The organism is Nocardioides marmoriginsengisoli (assembly GCF_003725695.1).
Lineage (GTDB): Bacteria > Actinomycetota > Actinomycetes > Propionibacteriales > Nocardioidaceae > Marmoricola > Marmoricola marmoriginsengisoli.
The window spans coordinates 1-15,097 of record NZ_RJSE01000006.1; the positions used below are offsets into that span (position 1 = coordinate 1).

The 15,097-nt window shown below is 65.2% G+C and carries 28 protein-coding genes; 26 read left to right on the top strand and 2 right to left on the bottom strand.

What is annotated here, in order from left to right:
• From EFK50_RS22435 to EFK50_RS07790, 16 genes are all read left to right on the top strand, one after another.
• A partial coding sequence (locus EFK50_RS22435; RefSeq protein ID WP_221177319.1) for an XF1762 family protein occupies nt 1-384 on the top strand: 384 nt, incomplete at its 5' end.
• Complete coding sequence (locus EFK50_RS07730; RefSeq protein WP_148046096.1) at nt 381-812, top strand: hypothetical protein; 432 nt, start codon at nt 381-383, stop codon at nt 810-812. The genes EFK50_RS22435 and EFK50_RS07730, both read left to right, overlap by 4 nt.
• A complete protein-coding gene (locus EFK50_RS07735; protein ID WP_123227011.1) occupies nt 809-1,099 on the top strand; it encodes a hypothetical protein in 291 nt (96 codons plus the stop codon). Before EFK50_RS07730 ends, EFK50_RS07735 begins: the two co-directional genes overlap by 4 nt.
• Nucleotides 1,096-1,311, top strand: coding sequence for a hypothetical protein (locus tag EFK50_RS21845; RefSeq protein ID WP_148046097.1), 216 nt, complete (start codon nt 1,096-1,098; stop codon nt 1,309-1,311). The genes EFK50_RS07735 and EFK50_RS21845 overlap by 4 nt, the downstream gene beginning before the upstream one ends.
• Nucleotides 1,312-1,690: 379 nt before the next feature.
• Nucleotides 1,691-1,942, top strand: coding sequence for an HNH endonuclease (locus tag EFK50_RS22910; protein ID WP_342772409.1), 252 nt, complete (start codon nt 1,691-1,693; stop codon nt 1,940-1,942).
• Complete coding sequence (locus tag EFK50_RS07745) at nt 1,942-2,295, top strand: hypothetical protein (RefSeq protein ID WP_183407723.1); 354 nt, start codon at nt 1,942-1,944, stop codon at nt 2,293-2,295. Before EFK50_RS22910 ends, EFK50_RS07745 begins: the two co-directional genes overlap by 1 nt.
• 120 nt (nt 2,296-2,415) lie before the next feature.
• On the top strand, nt 2,416-2,937 hold the full coding sequence (locus EFK50_RS22440; RefSeq protein ID WP_221177320.1) for a hypothetical protein: 522 nt from the start codon (nt 2,416-2,418) through the stop codon (nt 2,935-2,937).
• The gene (locus tag EFK50_RS07750) at nt 2,934-3,524 is read left to right on the top strand and encodes a DNA N-6-adenine-methyltransferase (RefSeq protein WP_221177321.1); all 591 of its coding nucleotides are present in this window, start codon (nt 2,934-2,936) and stop codon (nt 3,522-3,524) included. The genes EFK50_RS22440 and EFK50_RS07750 overlap by 4 nt, the downstream gene beginning before the upstream one ends.
• Nucleotides 3,525-3,568: 44 nt before the next feature.
• Nucleotides 3,569-3,721 carry a hypothetical protein gene (locus EFK50_RS22120; protein ID WP_183407724.1) on the top strand — a complete coding sequence of 51 codons (153 nt, stop codon included), beginning with the start codon at nt 3,569-3,571 and terminating at the stop codon, nt 3,719-3,721.
• A gap of 310 nt (nt 3,722-4,031) precedes the next feature.
• On the top strand, nt 4,032-4,373 hold the full coding sequence (locus EFK50_RS07765; protein WP_123227016.1) for a hypothetical protein: 342 nt from the start codon (nt 4,032-4,034) through the stop codon (nt 4,371-4,373).
• The gene (locus tag EFK50_RS22125; RefSeq protein ID WP_183407725.1) at nt 4,370-4,546 is read left to right on the top strand and encodes a hypothetical protein; all 177 of its coding nucleotides are present in this window, start codon (nt 4,370-4,372) and stop codon (nt 4,544-4,546) included. The genes EFK50_RS07765 and EFK50_RS22125 overlap by 4 nt, the downstream gene beginning before the upstream one ends.
• Nucleotides 4,543-4,776: a hypothetical protein gene (locus EFK50_RS07770; RefSeq protein ID WP_123227017.1), complete on the top strand. Its 234-nt coding sequence runs from the start codon at nt 4,543-4,545 to the stop codon at nt 4,774-4,776. The genes EFK50_RS22125 and EFK50_RS07770 overlap by 4 nt, the downstream gene beginning before the upstream one ends.
• Entirely contained in the window at nt 4,769-5,440 is a 672-nt protein-coding gene (locus tag EFK50_RS07775) for a hypothetical protein (protein WP_123227018.1), read from the top strand. Before EFK50_RS07770 ends, EFK50_RS07775 begins: the two co-directional genes overlap by 8 nt.
• A 16-nt stretch (nt 5,441-5,456) precedes the next feature.
• Complete coding sequence (locus EFK50_RS07780) at nt 5,457-5,681, top strand: hypothetical protein (RefSeq protein ID WP_123227019.1); 225 nt, start codon at nt 5,457-5,459, stop codon at nt 5,679-5,681.
• Nucleotides 5,678-5,917, top strand: coding sequence for a helix-turn-helix domain-containing protein (locus EFK50_RS22950; protein WP_123227020.1), 240 nt, complete (start codon nt 5,678-5,680; stop codon nt 5,915-5,917). The genes EFK50_RS07780 and EFK50_RS22950 overlap by 4 nt, the downstream gene beginning before the upstream one ends.
• A gap of 58 nt (nt 5,918-5,975) precedes the next feature.
• Nucleotides 5,976-6,155, top strand: coding sequence for a hypothetical protein (locus EFK50_RS07790; protein ID WP_123227021.1), 180 nt, complete (start codon nt 5,976-5,978; stop codon nt 6,153-6,155).
• A gap of 11 nt (nt 6,156-6,166) precedes the next feature.
• On the opposite strand, the gene EFK50_RS07795 is transcribed toward EFK50_RS07790, so the two are convergent.
• Together EFK50_RS07795 and EFK50_RS07800 are read right to left on the bottom strand one after the other, a co-directional pair.
• The gene (locus tag EFK50_RS07795) at nt 6,167-6,529 is read right to left on the bottom strand and encodes a sigma-70 family RNA polymerase sigma factor (protein WP_123227022.1); all 363 of its coding nucleotides are present in this window, start codon (nt 6,527-6,529) and stop codon (nt 6,167-6,169) included.
• Complete coding sequence (locus tag EFK50_RS07800) at nt 6,526-6,735, bottom strand: type II toxin-antitoxin system HicA family toxin (RefSeq protein ID WP_123227023.1); 210 nt, start codon at nt 6,733-6,735, stop codon at nt 6,526-6,528. The genes EFK50_RS07795 and EFK50_RS07800 overlap by 4 nt, the downstream gene beginning before the upstream one ends.
• A gap of 70 nt (nt 6,736-6,805) precedes the next feature.
• On the opposite strand from EFK50_RS07800, the gene EFK50_RS21850 reads away from it, so the two are divergent.
• From EFK50_RS21850 to EFK50_RS07845, 10 genes are all read left to right on the top strand, one after another.
• Entirely contained in the window at nt 6,806-7,090 is a 285-nt protein-coding gene (locus EFK50_RS21850) for an HNH endonuclease (RefSeq protein WP_148046098.1), read from the top strand.
• A gap of 297 nt (nt 7,091-7,387) precedes the next feature.
• Entirely contained in the window at nt 7,388-7,789 is a 402-nt protein-coding gene (locus EFK50_RS22130; RefSeq protein ID WP_183407726.1) for an HNH endonuclease, read from the top strand.
• Nucleotides 7,790-7,835: 46 nt separating this feature from the next.
• The gene (locus EFK50_RS07810; protein WP_123227025.1) at nt 7,836-8,198 is read left to right on the top strand and encodes a hypothetical protein; all 363 of its coding nucleotides are present in this window, start codon (nt 7,836-7,838) and stop codon (nt 8,196-8,198) included.
• The gene (locus tag EFK50_RS07815; RefSeq protein WP_183407727.1) at nt 8,188-9,990 is read left to right on the top strand and encodes a terminase; all 1,803 of its coding nucleotides are present in this window, start codon (nt 8,188-8,190) and stop codon (nt 9,988-9,990) included. Before EFK50_RS07810 ends, EFK50_RS07815 begins: the two co-directional genes overlap by 11 nt.
• 31 nt (nt 9,991-10,021) lie before the next feature.
• Nucleotides 10,022-11,437 (top strand): phage portal protein, encoded by a 1,416-nt coding sequence (locus tag EFK50_RS07820; protein ID WP_123227026.1) that lies wholly within the window; start codon nt 10,022-10,024, stop codon nt 11,435-11,437.
• Nucleotides 11,430-12,353, top strand: coding sequence for a VG15 protein (locus tag EFK50_RS07825; protein WP_148046099.1), 924 nt, complete (start codon nt 11,430-11,432; stop codon nt 12,351-12,353). The genes EFK50_RS07820 and EFK50_RS07825 overlap by 8 nt, the downstream gene beginning before the upstream one ends.
• Nucleotides 12,354-12,409: 56 nt before the next feature.
• Nucleotides 12,410-13,105 carry a hypothetical protein gene (locus EFK50_RS07830; RefSeq protein ID WP_123227028.1) on the top strand — a complete coding sequence of 232 codons (696 nt, stop codon included), beginning with the start codon at nt 12,410-12,412 and terminating at the stop codon, nt 13,103-13,105.
• Nucleotides 13,106-13,134: 29 nt separating this feature from the next.
• Nucleotides 13,135-14,193 (top strand): major capsid protein, encoded by a 1,059-nt coding sequence (locus EFK50_RS07835; RefSeq protein ID WP_123227029.1) that lies wholly within the window; start codon nt 13,135-13,137, stop codon nt 14,191-14,193.
• A gap of 36 nt (nt 14,194-14,229) precedes the next feature.
• Nucleotides 14,230-14,658: a Gp19/Gp15/Gp42 family protein gene (locus tag EFK50_RS07840; RefSeq protein WP_123227030.1), complete on the top strand. Its 429-nt coding sequence runs from the start codon at nt 14,230-14,232 to the stop codon at nt 14,656-14,658.
• Nucleotides 14,655-15,089 (top strand): DUF6093 family protein, encoded by a 435-nt coding sequence (locus EFK50_RS07845; RefSeq protein WP_281274007.1) that lies wholly within the window; start codon nt 14,655-14,657, stop codon nt 15,087-15,089. The genes EFK50_RS07840 and EFK50_RS07845 overlap by 4 nt, the downstream gene beginning before the upstream one ends.
• Nucleotides 15,090-15,097: the final 8 nt, after the last annotated feature.

Genomic DNA, 15,097 nt, shown 5'->3' on the forward strand with positions numbered 1-15,097 from the left:
CACGGATCGACCCGAGGTCACAAGTTCTCGATCGCCGTTGGCACCAGCGACGGAGTGATTCGAGGGGTCGCGATCGCCGGCCGCCCGGTAGCACGCCTACTGGATGACGGGATCACCCTCGAAGTCCTCCGCGTCTGCACGGACGGGACGCCGAACGCGTGCTCCATGCTCTACGGCGCTGTCCGGCGAGCTGGCATCGCGATGGGCTACCCGCCGCGCCGGATCATCACCTACACCCTCGCGAGCGAATCGGGCCGATCTCTGCACGCAGCTGGGTGGATCCGCGACGCCGAGGTCAAGGGCGATACCTGGGACCGACCCAACCGAGCACGCACGGACAAGCACCCCGTCGAACCCAAGATCCGATGGAGGGCTGCCGCATGACCGACCAGTCGCCCCCAGCCGCAGACGAGACGAGCGAGCGCATCGAGTTCGGGTCGGTGCTGCCCAACGCCACCGGCCCGGACGTCTTCTACGACACCCTGGACGCCGCGATCGCGGACTGTGCGATGGGCCCGTGCCGGATCGTCCAGCGCACCGTGACCGTCACGCCGTGGGTACCAGCGACCGATCCGCCTGTACCCGCCACTCCCTCTGGCACCGCGTTGGACGACGACCCCTTCTGCCAGGACTGCGGGGCGGGTCAGCACGAGCTCGTCGCTGAGCGGGAGCGTGCAGCCGCCGAGAAGGCCGCCGCTGCCGAGCGGGAACGGATCGCAGTCGCTATCGAGGCGATGCCGTCTGACTGGATCAAGGCCGGGACCATCAGCGATGCCGCCCAGATCGCTCGCGCTGAGCGGGGTGCCCAGTGAGCGGGCTGACGGACGAGCAGCGAGAGAGCCTTCTGTCCAACGATCTCGAACTCGCCTACGCCAACATGCACGCACCTTGGGCACAAGACGTACTCACCGCAGCAGTCGCCGCCATCGTTGCCGATCAGCAGGCGAACGCGCTGCGCGACGCAGCTGACGCCCTCCTGTTGGCCTGTAGCCACTTCGACCGCTACAAGGGTCAGCCGGAGCACTGCGGCTACTGCGAGTCAGCCTCAGACCTACTCCGCGACCGGGCCGACTCAGTTGAGAAGGGAGCCGGGACGTGAGCACCCGCAGAGCCTCACCACGCGGAAAGCACGACGCCAAGGTGACGGTCTACCTCACCGCTGGCGAACTCCTCAGCGTCGACCACGCCCTTCTGGAGCTGCGACGTCTCTACGGCCTCAAGGTCGACCGGAGCGCATTCATCCGCCAGGTGCTCATCACGTCGTCCGTACGCAAGGTGGCGGACCAACTGCGACAGGAGGGTGCCGCATGAGCCACCGATTCGGCTGGTGTCTCCCTGGCCCCGAGCACTCGATTCCCGACCACGCCGGATGCCCCTGGCAGATCGGCGGGCCGGACGGGATCACGTGCGATTGCGACTGTCATCAGGGCGGTGGCGTATGAGCCGCACCTTCAACATCGACTGTCGGTTCAGTAGTCACCCAGTGACAGCCAGGGTGAGTCGGTCCGACCTCGGCGCATGGGTGCTTGCTGGCTGCTGGCTCGCAACATTTCCAAAGCAGCGCGGCTTCATTCCAGCACACATGACTCGCCACTTCGGGACGGCTCGAAACATCCGCAATCTCGTAGCAAGTGGGCTGTGGATTGAGTCAGTTCGCGACGGCAATTCCGGATACCTGGTCCGGGAGACCATGGACTTCGCGGGAAGTCGGATTCGAGATTCGCTCTGGACCGTGGGTCGAACTGACGAACGCGGCTACATCTCATCGAGACTCCGCGAGGCCGTCTACCGACGCGACGGCTTCGCCTGCATCCAGTGTGGATCCACCGACGAGCTCAGTCTCGACCACATCCACCCATGGTCACTCGGCGGCACGGACGACTTCGCCAACCTGCAGACCCTCTGCCGGTCCTGCAACTCTCGGAAGGGGGCGCGGATCTAGTGGCACGCATCCGCACGATCAAGCCGGAGTTCTTCACCAGCTTGTCGAATGCAGACCTGAGCATCCCCGCACGGCTGACCTTTATTGGACTCTGGACCCACGCCGACGACGAGGGCCGATGCGTAGACGACGCCCGCCTGATCAAGGCCGCGGTCTGGCCGCTGGAACGTTCTGTGAAGGCGATCGAGTCCGACCTCGACGAACTCGCCGAGAGTGACAAGATCCACCGCTACACCAACGCAGGACGTCGATTTCTGTTCATCACCGAGTGGCTGACGCATCAGCGAATCAACAGGCCAAGCCCATCAAAGTTTCCACCACCAGACGGTGATGACTCATGGAGGAATCAGTGAGGACTCACGACAGGAAAGGAACAGGGAAGGGAACAGGGATCAGGGAATGGAAATGGATCTCCACCAAGACCAAGCGCAGACCTCACCAAGGCGCGCCCGCTACGCGGATTGGACTTGGAGATGAATGACGTCGAAGTGAGGCGACTCGCCCACGCGATCAACGAGCTGCGTCCGACGTGGCCCATCTCGTCGCTGACAACGTTCATCAGCCGCAACCTGACGAACCGCCCTTTCCGAGACGTCGCGATGGCACTGGTTTGGGTCGCGCTCGACTGCAACGGTGCCGGCGAGTACATCACCGACACCCCGAAGCGGGTACTTGAGTCAGGTCCATGGTGGAAGGCCGCAGAGATGAACGGCACCGCGAACGTGCGACCCACCCCCCCACGCCGCGAGGACCAGTGCATGACCTGCGGGCGCCACCTCGACGCCTGCATCTGCGGGGAACGAGCGACCAAGACCCGCCCAGCAGACCCCACCACCAAGACCGCCGCGCTCGCTGAATGTCGGGCTGCGGTCGCTGGAACCAACCAGGAGGCAGGCATGTCGAAGGCTCAGGAGGCTGCGTACGCACCGATCTACGCCGCCCAGCAACTCCACGAGCACGAGCAGCGTGTTGCAGACGAGGAGGCGGGCCAGTGAGCCTGGTTGGATTCAAGGCCAGCAACCACCCCCAGCAGACGGGCAAGCGAGGCGCTCGAGCCGCGGTCGACGACCGTGGCACCGACCAGAACTTCTTCGACGAGCTTTCGACGCGCTTCGGTGGCTTCGATCTCGACGTCGCCGCAGCCGAGCACAATGCGAAGTGCGAGCGGTTCTACTCGCTCGAGGACGACGGACTGACGCAGCCTTGGACCGGAACCGTCTGGTGCAATCCGCCGTATAGCAACCTCGGCGCTTGGGTACTCAAGGCTTGGGACGCATGGAATGGCGAAGACCTCCGGATGCCACCAGTTCATTCGCTGCAGCTCGCCCGCGACACTGCGCCTTTCAAGATCGTGATGTTGGTGCCGGCGAACCGCGTCGAGCAGGCGTGGTGGCAGGACTGGGTCGAGCCGTATCGCGACCAACCTGGATCGCCACTGCGAGTCGAGTTCCTTCGCGGACGCTTGCGCTTCGACCGACCCAATGCAGTCATCGGACCCAAGGGTGACCGACCGCCATTCGGGTGCGCGCCGCTGATCTGGTCCGCACCCAACGCGTCCGTGCCGAAGGAGAGCGCATCGTGAGTGAGACCGAGCCAACAAGGTGCGTCCACTGCGACGCTCGCATCGTGCAGATCAACTACGCACTCGGGCCGCAGTGGGTCCACCAGTCATCTGAGGCGGCGTTCCACGACAACGTCAGTTGGTTCTGTCAGATCACCGTCGCGACACCCAACCCCGCGCCCACTGTGCTGCCCGAGCGGCGAGAGGTTGGTGCGTGATGAGCGAGCACCAGTGCCTCATCTTGGACCCGGGTTGCTTCCGATGCGACCTGAACCGCGACGAGATGGAGTCCGATCGCCTCGACCACGTGCGGGTGGCGAAACTACTTCGCCGAGTCGCGAGCGACCCACGTCGCCGACCCGGCACCCGATCGCTGCTACTGGACCTCGCCACCGAGGCCACAGAGCACGCTCAGGCAATTCAGGATGCCCTCTCGGGCTCGAACACGCGTTCGGTGGCACTCGGGGACGATGGCGGGCTGAAAGGCTCTCAGATCGGCTCTGACGCTGCGCCGGGTTTGGAGGCGCGATGAGCGACCTGACCCAGTTCCGCGACCACGCCCGGTTCATGGCCGGACGAGAGCACGCGCTGGGATGTCTGGTGGTCAGATCGAAGCCACCCAAGGCGCACTCGTTCGACGCCAAGAATGTCGGCTGGAAATGGTGCGGCAACAACGAAGCCCACGACGAGCACGCATGGAAGAGCGAGTCCCAATTCGGTTCGGACTACGCGCCCGAATGGCGATGCGCCGGCATCTGCGGTGGCTGCAACTCAGACGCCCACCGCGCACTCTGGTCACGGCTCGCCGACGAGATCGATGCCTACCTCGCTGACGATGACGAGACGCCGCTGTGGGAGGAGGAGCAATGATGATGGCCCGACACTGCGACGCACCCGGATGCGACTCCTGGCAGCGCGTCGAGAACCCCGGCGACTGGCTCGACATCTACGCCGGGGACGACCTGATCGCCACCCTGTGCAGCCGCTGGTGCGTTGCTCGCTGGGGTGCCAAAGCTGAGCCGAGTGAGGTGGTTGGGGGATGACAACCATGGTCCTGTTCGCCGTCCTGCTGGCTGCCTTCCTGCCCCTGTTGCACCGGGATCTCAAGCGCGCCGACGAGAAGCGGTTGCGGCGTCGCATTCAGGTCATGTTTCGGATCAATAGCAAGTCGTTCGTGGAGTCGATGCGTGCGATGGAAGGGGTGATTGATGACCTAGCCGCGAGCTTTCAGGGGATCGGTGACGCGATGAAGAAGGGCAAGACGCATGAGTGAGAAGACTGCCGATTGTGTGCGCGGCTGCAACCTCTACAGCCAGCACCTGACCGACTGCGAGGACCGTGAGATCTGCAAGGGATGTCTGCCGAGGCGTGCGGACCACGGTGGGCTCTGCCACACCTGCCACCGGAGGCTCGAGCTGATGCTTCACGATGCGCCGACCGTCGTGAACTGGCTGACTGGGAACCTCGCGACCGGGCAAGGCGCATCGACCGATGGCGAGCACGTCAGCGGATCGAAGGATCTGCCGCTACCGATCAAGGCGAGCATCTACGACGAGCGGCAGGCGATCTGCGACGCGCTGGCCGCATGGGCTGACGACGTGGCTGAAACGCTCGGCGTGACCGGTCCCCTGGCACACACGCCGGAGCAGGACTCGCGGTTCCTGCTGACCTGGCTCACGAGCATTGAACGCCTGGACCCGATCGCGGACTGGTGGGAAGAGCTCGCCGAGCACACCTCCGCTGCGCACGCGTTGGCACCATGGAGGCCGGCCATGCGGCGGGTTCCTGGTGTGCCGTGTCCGCGTTGCTCGGAGACCAACCTGCGGATCTACGGCGGGGAGTCGGACGTGTCTTGCGGGTCGTGCTCTGGAATGATGCGAGAGGACGAATTCGAGCTGTGGCAGAAGGTTCTCAAGGCAGAGGCGGCGATCGCATGACGACGGTGAATGTCCGATGAGTAGTCCAACCAAGCCCGCCTACATCTCCGACAGTCAGCAGAGCAAGTTCCATCGAGCCATCGCCGATCGGCTTGGGCTCGATCAGGAGATCATCGAGGGCGATACCTTCTCGGTCGACTTCAAGACCGATGGCGACGACGCCAAAGTGTCGGTCAACCTGGTTGCCCATCTGCCGACCGATGAGGTGTTGGCGCTGTTCAACGGCGCACACTCACCGTGACCGTCACCACCGACGAGGCTGCGGAGATCGCTGGCGTGAGTCCGGTGACGGTCCGCTCATGGGTGCTTCGCGGAGACCTGGAGCCCGTGCGTCGAGGCGCCAAGCCGCTGCGATTCCACTACGAGGACGTCGCCCGAGTGCAGCGAGAGAAGCGTTCAGGGGCCTGGGTGACACGACACGCCGAGGCCGTCGCTCGGTGGGACGCTGGCCTGATCGCGACAGGTATGCAACGATAGCCGTGCAGGACAGTTGCGCCCCGAGGTCATGAACCCGGGGCGTTCTTCATGCCCGGAGGTGACCGTGCGCTTCATTCGGATCACCGACGACAGCACCCGCGAAGACATCGCCGAAGCCGCACGCCACCTCCGCGCACGACAGGTCAACGAGTCCGACCCGATCGTCAAGGCGTGGCTCAGCGCAGACATCGATGACCTGCTCGACCTGATGATCAAGCAGGACTCAGTCCCACGCTGATGGCGCTCACCTCACCGGGCCGCGAGTTGAGAGATTCGACCGCGCGAGACGCCCATGACCACCGCGGCGTCCGTCACACTGAGCCCCTTGGCGCGAAGTGCAGCTACAACTTCCCGAGACTCCTTCGCCGCCAGCGCGCTCGCAGACTCGGCATCCTTCAGCAGGACACGCACCCGCTCTGCCCGCTCAGCTAGACCGTCCTCGATCTCAACGCGCACAACCATGGCATCAGCACTCACCGCCTCGCCGGTCATCGTCTCGACCAGATCGGCGGCTTGCTGTGCGGCGTTCGCGAGCGTCCGAACCTGAGTCACTCCAACGCCCTCGACGTGGAGTTCCCAACCGTGCTCCCACTGCTTTGCTGTGACGTTCACTTGAGCCACCCCTTCGGTAGACATTCCAGTCGGACGATCGCCTGACGAACCAGGCCCGGCGACACTTCCCGGGTCTGAGTGATCGGGGTCATGTGCTTCCCGCACGGGCAGTACCACTTCTCGTGGTCACCCTTGCCCTGCTTGGGCGTGCATCCGTAGGCACGCAGCGCCTTGGTGATTTCCCTGTACGTGATCGCCTTAACCATGAGAATAGTTTAGACCCCCTAGATAGTCAATGTCAAGGGGGCCTAGATAGTTGGCGGTGAGACCGAACCGATGTCCTGGGCCAACAGCACCCGACACGACAGACTCCCCGACAACTGGGATGAACTTCGGGCCGAGTGCGAGCGGCTAGCCAAGGGGCGATGCCAAGCCAAGGTCCACGTACCCGAGTGCAACGGCATCGGCACTGACTGCGACCACATCGAGCAGGGCGACGACCACAGCCAAGAGAACCTGCAATGGCTCAGTCGCCCATGCCACGACCGCAAGACACGACTCGACAACGGCGCAGGCAAGAAGCTGACGCTGCCCCGAGAGAAGCACCCCGGAGCGATCTAACCCTGTCCGATATGGGGTAGGTGCCCCCGAACGGGTGTTCGAAAAGTGACTGGGGTAGCACCTGCCAATGCGTGCGTTGGACTTTCTCATTTTTTCGGGGAGGCGTGCGTGACGAGCTCGCCCAATGCGGCACGCAATGCCGCCCTTGCTCGCTGGGCAAACGCGTCATCCAGTGAGCGTTCGGCTGCCGCCCGCCATGCGGCCCTTGCGCGATGGGGGCGTGAGGCGGATCCACTCTCCGTCGCGGCTCGCGCTGAGTTAGAAGCCGACCGAACAGCGCGCCGACAGTCACCGTGTTTGAACTGCGGTGAACCGGTTGGGCACGCGCGCCGGAAGTACTGCCCGAAGCCAGAGTGCTTTCTCGCACGCAGGGCGACTGAAACTGCTGAGCGCCGCGCACGCCAAGGCCGTGAAAGCTACGGCTACACCGAAGCAATCGCCGAGGCGTACCACCGTCGTCGAGCGATCAAGAAGGGCGCCACGGTTGAGAAGTTCTCGCACGTCGAGGTGTTCGAGCGCGACAACTGGACCTGCGGCATCTGCTCCGAGCTCGTTGACCGCGAAGCCAGGTGGCCGGAACCGCTGAGCGTCAGTCTCGATCACATCATCCCACTTGCCCTTGGTGGCGATCACTCTCGCGCAAACACTCAGTGCGCACATCTCGCCTGCAATGTCCGCAAGGGCGCGCGGGCCGCTTGATTTCAGGCCGCCAGGCGCGGCTCACCACTTGCCCCAGGAGGGCGTCATGACCGCGAAGCCGAAGCCTCCGACCAACCTCTCGACCGCCGGCAAGGCATTGTGGACCGAGGTCGTCGCGAGGTACACCCTGCGCGCCGACGAACTCCGCTGCCTTGAGGATGCGTGTGCGACCACGGACATGCTCGCCACCCTGGAGCAGGAGTGGCGCGACGCTGGCCGTCCGTTCATGAGCACGGGCAGCATGGGTCAGGAGGTTGAGCACCCGCTGATCGGCAGTATCGACAAGATGCGCAAGTCGCGGCAGGCGTTCATTCGGCAGCTCAAGCTTCCCGACGAAGCGCCGGCTGGTGGTCCGGTGGTCAACCCGGCTCGGGCTGCTGCCGATACGCGCTGGAAGCATGGCGCGTAGTAGTGGCCCCGCGTTCGTCGAGGATCTTGGTGCCGACTACCGGGCGATCGAGCAGGAGTATCGCGATCTCCTAGAGCGGTCGACGCCGCCGGTCGATCTGCAGTGGGAGCCGGTCAAGATCGGCCCGACTTGGCAGTACGACAACGGCTGGTTGCTCCCGGAGGCGTCCCTTGGATGGGGCTTCCTCTCGTGGACGACTCGGCACCTGACTGGCAAGGGAACGAAGCCTTGGTGGTGGACTGCCGAGCAGACGCGCTTCCTGCTTTGGTACTACGCGGTTGACTCGGACGGCGACTTTCTCTACCGGAGTGGTCGACTGCAGCGCCTCAAGGGTTGGGGCAAGGATCCGACCGCCGCGGGTATCTCGATCGGGTCGCTTCACGCGCCGATCATGTTCGACCACTGGGAGGGTGACCGTCCGATCGGGCGGGATGACCCGGAGGCGTGGACGCAGATCGCTGCGGTTTCTCAGGATCAGACCAAGAACACCTTCAAGCTGTTCCCGAGCCTGATCCCAAGGGCGACGCGAACTCGGTACGGCATCTCGGTCGGCAAGCTGAATGTCTGGTCCGATGGCGATCAGCGTCAGATCGAGGGCATCTCGACTGCGGCGGACTCGAACGAGGGTGGGCGACCTCACCTGATCATCCGTGCCGAGACTCAGAACTGGCTCTCGACCAACGGTGGGCATGACCTGGCTGGCGCCATGGACGGCAATGCCGCGAAGGCCGAGCAGGGAACGCCGGCCCGAGTCTTGGACATCTTCAATGCCTACCGCCCTGGTCGCGACTCGGTTGCCGAGCGAGCTCGTGAAGCGTGGGAGTCCACCCAGGGCGACAATGCGACGAACGTCGGGTACGGCGTGCTGTGGGATTCGCTCGAAGCGCCTCCCGAAGCGCCTCTTACTCGCGAGGCTGCCCCAGAGGTCATCCGCTGCATCGCGGGTGATGCTTCGTGGCTCGACGTCCGCCCCAAGGGCACGATCATGGAGTCGATCCTCAACCCCGAGAACTCCCCGAGTGAGTCGCGGCGCAAGTGGTACAACCAGATCGTCGGCACCGAGGACGCGTGGGCTCAGCCGCACTGGATTGACCGTCCCGAGAACCGCCGCCGTGACGACGGGTTGCAGCCTGGCGATCGGGTGGCACTCTTCGGCGATGGCTCCAAGTCTGGAGACGACACCGGCCTGATAGCCATCCGCATCTCTGACGGCCTCGCGCAGCTCCTGCACCATCAGCACCCTGGCGTTGACGCGGACAACAAGCCGATCCTGGTCGATCGCAATCAGGTCGATCTTGCGGTGACGGTCGCGTTCGACACGTACAAGGTGGTCGCGTTCTACTTCGACCCGTCGCACGCGAAGGCTGATGATGCGGTCGAGGATGACCGGTTCTGGTGGCCGATGGTCGACCGTTGGCACGAGCGCTACCACCGTCGCCTGGATAAGAAGTTCTGGCCGGTGAAGTCTGGTCCGAAGTTGCATTCGATCGCGTTCGACATGTCGGCCAGTGCGGCGCAGCAACTGTTCCAGCCCGCGGTCACTCAGGTGGCTGAGGACATGGAGGCCGGCGAGGCTCCGTACCGCACTAGCGACGTGTTGCGGCGTCACCTGAAGAACGCGCGTCGCCGTGAGGGCCGGTTCGGCATCACGATCGGCAAAGAAAGCCGCTCCAGCGCTCGCAAGGTCGACCTAGCTGTCTGTTTCGTCGGCGCCCGCATGTTGTGGCGCATCGTCCGCCTGTCCCAGAACAAGGGCACTCCCGGCAAGGGTCGGGTGCTCATTCGCGACTAAGAGAGGGGCTCGCGTGACGTTCTCTACCGCTGTGATCCCCACACTTCCGTCGCTGTCGCTGAGCCTTGAAGAGCAGCTGCTGATCCAGCAGCTCCGGAACCAGTACCAGCGCAACTCGGCGACGATGCTGCAGTCCGAGAAGTACTACTTCGGTGAGCAGGAGATCAAGAACCTGCGGATCGCCGTCCCCAAGGAGCTCGAGGGCCACATCCAGTCGCGCGTCGGCTGGGGCGCGATGGCAGTTGACCCCTACGTGGAGCGGCTGAACGCCGACTGCTTCCGCCGGGTCGATGCCACAGATGGCGATGAGTACTTGATGGCGATGATGGACGCGAACAACTTCGCCTCGGAGCAGACGTTGGCTTTCACTGACGCCCTGTCGATGGGGCCGGCGTACTGGGTTGTCGGCTCCCCCGCCTCGCGTGGTGACGCTCCGGTCGTGACGGTGGAGTCGCCGCTGAACACCGCGGTCCTGTGGGATCTGCGCGGCACCTCGCCCCGGGCGATGATGCAGGAGTACTGGTCGGAGGACGGGCGTCGTCGCGGCGCCCTGCTGGTCCCCGGCAAGACGGTGCACATGGCTCAGAATGACAAGGGCGAGTGGGTCGTCACCGGGCGCGACGAGCACGGGTTCAACTTCGTTCCCGTCGTCCGGATGGCGAACCGTCCGCGCACGAACAATCGCTCGGGCTCCTCGGAGATCACGATCCCGCTCCAGGCGATCATCGACGAGGCGTGCCGGACGCTGATGTGCCTAGCCGTTGGCCGCGAGGTCTACTCCGCTCCACAGAAGGCGATCCTCGGTGCCGCGGAGGCTGCCTTCACCAAGGCGGACGGCTCGGTTGCGTCGGTTCTTGAGACCTACATGACGAAGGTGCTCGCGATCGAGCGGGACGAGAACGGCGACCTGCCGACCCTGTTCCAGTTCACTGCCTACGACCCCTCGGTGTTCACGAAGGTGCTCGACTGGCTCGCCTCCTCGGCTGCGGGCATCGTGTCTGCGCTTCCTACCGACATGGGCCTGTACACACAGGGCAACCCGGCATCGGCGGAGGCCGGCCTGGTCGCCGATGACCGTCGCAACCGCCGCACGAAGCGGATGCAGCGCCAGTTCACCGGGCCACTGTGCGAGGTGGCGAAGATGGCCGTCCGCTTCGACAACCTCGGCAAGCTGCCCGCCGAGTACGAGCAGTTGGCGATCGACTGGACGCCGCCGGAGATGTTCTCTCCCGCGCTGGTTTCCGATGCTGTGTCGAAGGAGATCTCGGCGGGCGCGGTGCCGGCCACCTCCGACGTCACGTTGAAGCGGCTCGGGTACAACGCCGTGGACCGTCAGCGTCTCGCGCAGGACCGTGTCGCTGATGACGCCCGGAACATGGGCATGGCTCTTGCGCATGGCCTGCTCCCGCAGCAGGGAGGTACTGGTGGCGACACCGAGGGTGTCTGAGAGCCCAGCCACCCAGCGTCAGTACGTCAGTCAGCTCGCCTACTCCGCGGCCCTCGCGCAGGCGATCAGCACACTGTGGGGATCGCTGACTCCGACGCCCTCCACGCCGTCATGGGACGCGTTCACGGCAGCCATCCGGGCCGTCGTGCCGCAGTTCTCGCAGTCGCTCACGGTCGTGACGTTGGACAACTATCGGCTTGCTCGCGCCGAGGCCGGAATCAAGACGGTCCCGCGACTACCGAGCATCACGCCGCCGCCGGTCTCCAAGATCGATGCCGGTCTCGACTGGGCCAAGAGTGCGCTCGACCAGATCAGCGAAGAGCAGGCCAAGGCACTGTCGGAGATCGAGGCCCAGATCCTCGAGCGAGTTCAGGTGTCGATGCAGAAGGCGATGCTGGACGAAGCCCGGGAGACGACCGTGCTGGTGGTCGAGGGTGATGACCAGGCGCTCGGCTACCGCCGCGTCCCTCGTCCTGATGCTTGCTACTGGTGCATCGAGCAGGCTCTCCGGAAGACGTCCCGCAAGGGGTTGGCGAAGGACTTCAAGCGGTACGGATCACCGGGTGTGAGCCTGGGTGGCGATGAGCACTGGGGCGTCTACAAGTCCCGCGAGTCCGCCGGCCAGATCCCGCCGAACGAGGCGGGTGAGATCAACCGCTTCCACAACAAATGCCACTGCGAGGTCGAGCCGATCTTCTCGACCGACTTCGCAATCCCGGCATGGCTGCAGGACATGGCGGTCCTGTACGACGACAGCGACGGCACGAACGACTTCCGCCGCAGGCTGAACGCCCAGCGAAACGGCGAGCCCGCCCCGGATCCGACCCCGGTCCTGCCGACGCCGACCATCCAGCCCGCCGCCGCGTCCGCCTATGCCGACCTGCTCGCGCGGCTCAACGCGCAGATGGCCGCGTAGCCCCAAGATCATCCCGCCTGGCGCGGGGGAACCACAACGCCCCAGGAGGGCTCGTCATGTCCGTAGCACCCGCAGAACCCACCCCGACGCCGACTGAGCCGCCTGCTGCAGCGACGACTCCCCCAGCGCCGACCCCGCCCGTCGATCCGCCGAAGGCTTCCGAGCCCAACGCGAACCCGTGGGCCGACCCTGCCGCAGCGGAGGCCGAGATCAAGCGCCTCCGAGCGGAAAACGCGAAGGACCGCACTTCCGCCAAGGCGCAGGCCGCCGAGGAAGCACGCAAGGAGCTCGCACAGTCCATCGGCAAGTCCCTTGGACTGGTCGAGGACGACGCGAACGACCCGGCCAAGCTCACCGAGAGCTTGACCACCTCGCAGGCCGAAGCGAAGCAAGCGCGAGTTGAGCTCGCCGTGTTCCGCAACGCTGCAGCCGCAGGAGGCGACCCCGCCGCCCTGCTGGACTCTTCGAGCTTCCTGGCGTCGCTCGCTGCCGTTGACCCGTCTGACTCTGCTGCCATCGCAGCTGCGATCCAGGCGGCAGTCACGGCGAATCCGCGGCTAGGTGCCGCGCCAGCCGACCCGAAGGCCCCCGCACCCAACCCCGCACAGGGCGGAAGTGCCAGCGGATCCACTGCTGTCGACCAGCTCACCCGCGAGCAGGTCGAGCAGATGGGCCGGGACGGCAAGCACGCCGAGATTGAGAAGGCCCGAGAAGAGGGCCGCCTCAACAACCTGCTCGGCATCAAGTCCTGAACCACTGACCCCAGAACGGAGACGCCATCATGGCAATCACCAACTTCATCCCCGAGGTGTGGGCGGCCCAGCTGCTCGCGATCCTCGACAAGAACCTCGTGTACGCCGGTTCGCCGTGCGTGAACCGGGACTACGAGGGCGAGATCGCTGCCTACGGTGACACCGTCCACATTGCGTCCATCTCGGACGTGTCGATCGTGGACTACACCAAGGACACTGACCTCACCGTCGAGACCCTCACGGACGCCGACCGCACCCTGCTCATCGACCAGGCCAAGGCGTTCGCGTTCGAGATCGACGACATCGACCTGCGACAGGCCCGCAGTGGCGGCGCCCTGATGTCCGAGGCTGCCCGCCGGGCCGCATTCGGTCTGCGCGACAAGGCCGACCAGTTCGTCCACGCCAAGATGATCGGCGGCGCCGGGAGCGCCCTCGGTGTCGTCGACGCCACCACGGCGAGCAACGTGTACGACACCCTCATCGTGCCGGCCAAGGTCGAGCTCGACGAGGTCAACGTGCCCACTGAGGGTCGCTGGCTCGTCATCGACCCTGCGACCCACGGCAAGCTGCTGCTCGACAGCCGCTTCGTCAAGGTCAACGAGTCCGGCACCTCCGAGGGGCTGCGCAACGGCATCGTCGGATCCGCTGGCGGCTTCACCATCATGCTGTCCAACAACGCGTCGCAGCGAAACCGGACCGCCATCACCGCGACCACCACCAGCGGCAACAAGACGATCACGGCGGCTGCGGGGACCTTCTCGCAGGCCGACGTCGGCCTCTCGATCGCCGGCACTGGCGTCGGCGCGTCCTCGAACAAGGTGGCGTCGGTCAACGCCGACGGCTCCTCGATCGAGGTCACCACGAACAGTTCTGCCTCGGCGACGGTGGCGGACGTGGCGCTGAGCGGCGGCGGTCGCGCCGCGGTCGCCGGATCGGCACTGGGCACCTCCTATGCCGAGCAGATTGCCAAGGTCGAGGCGTTCCGTCCTGAGAAGCGGTTCGCGGACGCCCTCAAGGGCCTGCACCTCTACGGCTCCAAGGTGGTCCGCCCCGAGGCGCTCGTCGTGGCTTCGGTCAAGGTCGCCTGACCCTTCGCCATCTAGTCCTGAGAGGAGGGCGTCACCATGCCGAACCCAGCAACCACCGCTGATGTGGAAGCACGGTGGCGCCCTCTCTCCGCTCAGGAGACGATCAACGCTCAGACCTTCTTGGACGACGCGTGGCGGATGCTGCGTCGTCACTTCACGCAACTCGGGATCAACCTCGACGAGTTGATCGACACCGACAACGAGCTGCCTGCAGAGGAGCGCACTCTGCAGGCTGAGGTTGTCCGGGTGCTCGTCGCCGCAGTACTTCGGACGATGAAGAATCCCGACGGCCTGTCGCAGGAGTCGATCGACGACTACACCTACAAGCGTGACGAGGCTGTCGCAGCGGGCTTGCTCTACTTCACCGACGACGAGCTGGATGGCCTGATCCCTGGCTCGGGCGAGAAGGGCCGCGCGTACATGATCGACCCGCTGGCCGACTACGCATCGCGGTTCGACTCGTGAGTTCCGCGTCTGCCGTACGCCGTGGTCAGGCTGCGGCTGAGCGGGACATGACCCTCACCCTGACCCCCCAGGCCCCCATGGATCCGCCGTCCTTCACGACGGACCCAGATGGCTTCGAGGTCCCGGCCTTCAACACCCAGTCGCCGCACGCCGGCAAGGTCCAGTCCGGCACTCAGGCGGGCAGTGACACTCCGACCCGCTACGTGAAGGTCGCTGGTGTCGATCGCCCGGTGCTCGCGGCTGGTCTGCACATCCCGGTCGGCGCACCCATCCCGGTTGCCAGCGAGCAGCGCGGCCAGGCGACTGAGTACGTCGTCAGCGGCCTCGGTCAGGCGGATGATCCGGCGCTTCTGAATCGCCGCTACATGGTCGTCGGCGTTCCTGCGAAGTCGTTCGCGACCGCACGCCGCCTCGACGTCATTCAGCTCTAGGAGGTCGC

Bases quoted from the DNA above. Each gene is read 5' to 3' on its own strand.
- EFK50_RS07775 (WP_123227018.1), top strand. From the start codon at position 4,769: ATGAGTGAGAAGACTGCCGATTGTGTGCGCGGCTGCAACCTCTACAGC.
- EFK50_RS07780 (WP_123227019.1), top strand. From the start codon at position 5,457: ATGAGTAGTCCAACCAAGCCCGCCTACATCTCCGACAGTCAGCAGAGC.
- EFK50_RS22440 (WP_221177320.1), top strand. From the start codon at position 2,416: ATGAATGACGTCGAAGTGAGGCGACTCGCCCACGCGATCAACGAGCTG.
- EFK50_RS07810 (WP_123227025.1), top strand. From the start codon at position 7,836: ATGACCGCGAAGCCGAAGCCTCCGACCAACCTCTCGACCGCCGGCAAG.
- EFK50_RS07830 (WP_123227028.1), top strand. From the start codon at position 12,410: ATGTCCGTAGCACCCGCAGAACCCACCCCGACGCCGACTGAGCCGCCT.
- EFK50_RS21850 (WP_148046098.1), top strand. From the start codon at position 6,806: ATGTCCTGGGCCAACAGCACCCGACACGACAGACTCCCCGACAACTGG.
- EFK50_RS07765 (WP_123227016.1), top strand. From the start codon at position 4,032: ATGAGCGACCTGACCCAGTTCCGCGACCACGCCCGGTTCATGGCCGGA.
- EFK50_RS07815 (WP_183407727.1), top strand. From the start codon at position 8,188: ATGGCGCGTAGTAGTGGCCCCGCGTTCGTCGAGGATCTTGGTGCCGAC.
- EFK50_RS07730 (WP_148046096.1), top strand. From the start codon at position 381: ATGACCGACCAGTCGCCCCCAGCCGCAGACGAGACGAGCGAGCGCATC.
- EFK50_RS07835 (WP_123227029.1), top strand. From the start codon at position 13,135: ATGGCAATCACCAACTTCATCCCCGAGGTGTGGGCGGCCCAGCTGCTC.
- EFK50_RS07770 (WP_123227017.1), top strand. From the start codon at position 4,543: ATGACAACCATGGTCCTGTTCGCCGTCCTGCTGGCTGCCTTCCTGCCC.
- EFK50_RS22910 (WP_342772409.1), top strand. From the start codon at position 1,691: ATGGACTTCGCGGGAAGTCGGATTCGAGATTCGCTCTGGACCGTGGGT.
- EFK50_RS07800 (WP_123227023.1), bottom strand. From the start codon at position 6,735: ATGGTTAAGGCGATCACGTACAGGGAAATCACCAAGGCGCTGCGTGCC.
- EFK50_RS22125 (WP_183407725.1), top strand. From the start codon at position 4,370: ATGATGATGGCCCGACACTGCGACGCACCCGGATGCGACTCCTGGCAG.
- EFK50_RS07840 (WP_123227030.1), top strand. From the start codon at position 14,230: ATGCCGAACCCAGCAACCACCGCTGATGTGGAAGCACGGTGGCGCCCT.